At 37.8% G+C, this 1,578-nt stretch carries 1 protein-coding gene and 1 pseudogene; one reads left to right on the plus strand and one right to left on the minus strand.

The features are described from left to right. Nucleotides 1-173: 173 nt before the first annotated feature. Complete coding sequence (locus J536_RS24320) at nucleotides 174-767, plus strand: HAD-IB family hydrolase (RefSeq protein WP_005078312.1); 594 nt, start codon at nucleotides 174-176, stop codon at nucleotides 765-767. Nucleotides 768-831: 64 nt separating this feature from the next. Here J536_RS24320 and J536_RS24325 read toward each other — a convergent pair. Next, nucleotides 832-1,578: pseudogene (locus J536_RS24325) on the minus strand (hypothetical protein); the annotation flags it as partial.

A 1,578-nucleotide genomic window follows, 5' to 3' on the forward strand; every position in this document is an offset into this window, starting at 1 on the left:
GCTCAGCTGGATAGAGCACTTGGCTACGAACTAAGGGGTCGGGAGTTCGAATCTCTCTGAGCGCACCAACTTGAAGAATTAACCGCTTTTATAGCGGTTTTTTTGTGCCTGTTTTTTAGTACTTTAAAAAATCTAAATTTATAACTTTTTAATTATATTAGAGATAATCATAAATGAACTTAGCTTTATTTGACTTTGATGGCACGATCACTCATAACGATACATTCAGTCTATTCCTTAAATTTTCTTTAAATAAAAAAACTCAAATACTAGGTGGTATTCGACTTGCACCTTATATAGCGGGTTATAAGCTTGGATGGGTAACCGATAAAACTATCCGAACTAAACTCTGTCAGGTGGGATACGTGGGCTATGATGCAGATTCCCTAAAATATATGGGACAAGAGTTTGCTAAAAATGTCCTTCCTACCTGTGTGCGTCAAAATGCTTTGGAGCGTATTCTTTGGCATAAACAACAAGGTGATCAGGTTGTGGTTGTATCTGCATCATTAGGTGTTTATTTAGAAAGCTGGTGCCAATCTTTAGATTTAGAGGTTATATGTAATCAACTTGAAATACGTGATGGTATTTTGACAGGTGATTTTATTAATGGTGATTGCGGTTATTTAGAAAAAGTAAATAGAATAAAAAACAATTATGATTTAACTCAGTATTCTACAATTTATGCTTATGGTGATACACCTAATGATTATGCAATGTTAGAGCTGGCTCATAAGAAATATTATAGATGGGAAGAAGTAAATTAATATTTAAAAATATATTAATAAATAAAGCCACTTGTAATAAGTGGCTTTATTTTAACGACTTATATTAAACAGTATTGAAAGAGTTTTCTAAGAAGTTATCGGTAAGTAATGATGTAGGTACGATAGTATGCGTTGTATTAGTTACGCTTGATACTGTCGACGTTACACCACCGAGTAAGCTACCACCAGTTAATCCGCCTAGTAAATTAGAAATAACATCTAATCCGCCTTCACCAGTCACACCGCCCGTTAAGCTACCCACGATATCTGTTACGATGCCGATAGGGTTGTCTGTACCGCCAGTAACGCCACCAGTTAAGCCGCCTAGAAGGTCGGTCACTAAGCCAAGAGGGTTATCACCATCTACGCTACCAGTTAAACCGCCAAGTAAATCAGTGACTAAGCCTAGTGAGCTATCTCCACCAGTAACCCCACCAATAGTTCCTGTCAATCCACCAATGATTTCTGTTACTAAGCCAGTAGCAGTTGTGCCATTTGTAATCAGCATATCGAGAATACCGGTAGCAGATTCAGTAGCACCTTGAATATCACCACCAACTAAATCAGAAACAACTTCAAGTGCACCGTTTACTGTGTCACGAGAAGTTTCGAAAGTTAAAGTGCCAAGATCTGCTAGGTCTGAAACAGGATATTCAGTTTGTGGAAGAATACCAATAATAGTATCAGCAACAGTGTCGATACCAGTATTGATGATCTCAGTTTTTAGACTCTCTACACCTTGTAGAATATCAATACCGCCTTGAACGACATCAATCACTGGAGCGATTGGAGATGTGCCATCACCGATACC

It is taken from the genome of Acinetobacter sp. 809848 (assembly GCF_000581275.1).
Taxonomy (GTDB): domain Bacteria; phylum Pseudomonadota; class Gammaproteobacteria; order Pseudomonadales; family Moraxellaceae; genus Acinetobacter; species Acinetobacter pittii.